This is a genomic window from Rhodococcus sp. NPDC003383 (genome assembly GCF_053589115.1).
The window spans coordinates 1-1,429 of sequence record NZ_JBSFRG010000072.1; the positions used below are offsets into that span (position 1 = coordinate 1).

The window sequence follows — 1,429 nt, forward strand, 5'->3', positions numbered from 1 at the left end:
TCCCGTTGTTGGGTGCTCAGGAGCGGGCGTTGGTGTTGGAGTCGTGGAACGACACGGCGCATGAGGTGGATTCGGCTGCGACGCTGGTCGATCTGTTCGAGGCGCAGGTGGTGCGGACGCCGGGTGCGGTGGCGGTGGTGTTCGACGGTGTGGCGCTGTCGTATGGGGAGTTCGCGTCGCGGGTGCGGCGGTTGGCGCGTTTCCTGGTGGCCGAGGGTGTGGGTCCGGAGTCGTTGGTGGCTGTGGGGATGCGCCGGTCGGTGGAGATGTTGGTCGCTGTGTATGCGGTGATCGAGGCCGGTGGTGCGTATGTGCCGGTGGATCCGGATCAGCCGGTGGAGCGGGTGGGTTACATCCTGGAGACGGCGGATCCGGTGGTGGTGTTGTCCACCTCGCGGGATGGTTTTGCGGTGCCGGGGGATCGGTCCGTGGTGTGGGTGGACGAGTTGGATGTGTCGGGTTTTTCCGATGCGCCGTTGTCCGATGCGGATCGGTGGGGTGTGGTGCGGCCGCAGGGGGCGGCCTATGTGATTTTCACGTCGGGGTCGACGGGGCGTCCGAAGGGTGTGGCGGTTTCGCATGCGGCGATCGTGAATCGGTTGCTGTGGATGCAGGCGCAGTACGGTCTGTCCGGCTCGGATGTGGTGTTGCAGAAGACGCCGTTCACGTTCGATGTGTCGGTGTGGGAGTTGTTCTGGCCGTTGCAGGTTGGTGCGCGGTTGGTGGTGGCGCGGCCGGACGGTCATCGGGATCCGGCGTATCTGGTGCGGGCGATCGTCGAGTACGGGGTGTCGGTGGTGCATTTCGTGCCGTCGATGTTGTCGGTGTTCGTGGCGGAGCCGTCGGTGGTCGAGGCGCGGTCGTTGCGGTTGGTGTTCGCCTCGGGTGAGGCGTTGCCGGGTTCGGTGGCGTTGCGGTTGCGTGAGTTGTTGCCGTCGGTGCGGGTGCACAATCTGTACGGTCCGACCGAGGCTGCGGTGGATGTGACCTTCCACGAGGTGTCGGATGCGGATCGGGTGTCGGTGCCGATCGGTGTGCCGGTGTGGAACACGCAGGTGTTCGTGTTGGACGGGCGGTTGGCGCCGGTGCCGGTGGGGGTGGCCGGTGAGTTGTATCTGGCCGGGGATCAGTTGGCGCGGGGGTATGTGGCGCGTGCGGATCTGACGGCGGATCGGTTCGTGGCCAACCCCTATGGAGCCTCCGGGGCGCGGATGTATCGCACGGGTGATCTCGTGCGGTGGTCGGTGTCGGGGGAGTTGGAGTACATCGGGCGGACCGATTTCCAGGTGAAGGTGCGCGGGTTGCGTATCGAGCTGGGGGAGATCGAGTCGGCGTTGCTGGATGTGGCTGCGGTGGCGCAGGCCGTGGTGGTGGTGCACGACGGTGATCTGGGTCAGCAGCTGGTGGGTTATGTGGTGCCGGAGTCGGG

Annotated in this window: 1 protein-coding gene; it reads left to right on the plus strand. The window is 66.1% G+C overall.

All coding sequences use genetic code 11. The annotated features are described in order from the left end of the window. On the plus strand, positions 1–1,429 hold a 1,429-nt coding region (locus tag ACWDTS_RS28095), incomplete at both ends, for a non-ribosomal peptide synthetase (protein WP_450119462.1).